Source organism: Vibrio sp. 10N.222.49.A3, assembly GCF_041475145.1.
Lineage (GTDB): Bacteria > Pseudomonadota > Gammaproteobacteria > Enterobacterales > Vibrionaceae > Vibrio > Vibrio tasmaniensis_A.
In genome coordinates, this window is record NZ_JBFRVM010000334.1 from 1 (window position 1) to 611 (window position 611).

The 611-nt window shown below is 52.9% G+C and carries 1 pseudogene; it reads left to right on the forward strand.

The features are described from left to right. Window positions 1–52: 52 nt before the first annotated feature. Window positions 53–611 (forward strand): annotated as a pseudogene (locus AB4589_RS25760) (conjugal transfer protein TraG); the annotation flags it as partial.

The following is a 611-nucleotide window of genomic DNA, read 5'->3' on the forward strand; positions in this document are numbered from 1 at the left end:
AAAGCAGCAGCTTGAGCAAACCACGCAGCAATACACCGAAGGGGCCAATGCCGTGACCAGTGCCGGCACGCAGGTGGACAATAAAGACACCCGAACGTCGGTTGAGCAGTTTGCGCATGATTTTGCGATTAACGCCAGCAACACCAAGTCTCTTGGTGCAAGTGCATTGCAAAGCCAATCGGACTTGAACGCCCTCTCGAATACTCAAACGCGCCTCGACTCTGGCAGTGCCAGCTTTACGGCCAATTCTATTCAAGGCTTCCAGAATTACTTGGAAAAAGACATAGGATTAAACCAACCAGACGTCCAACGCCTAATGACCGCTTACCAACCGGAAGATATTGCCGAGGCGAAAGAACGCTGGCAAAAATTTACTCGCACTGAAGCGTTCGCCACCATGGCGGGACTCGATGGTGACACGGCGAAGATTGTGGCAACAATGGAGAAAGCGCATGAAACCACCACCCCAACCCAACAACCAGAACTGACACCCGAGCAAAACAACACGATGGAGAAAGGATGGGCTAGTACCGTCGATACCGTGGCTGCTGCCCGCACGGCTATGCTGCATACCAAGGGAACGGGCGGACTGTTTAATCAAGCGCGCTTTG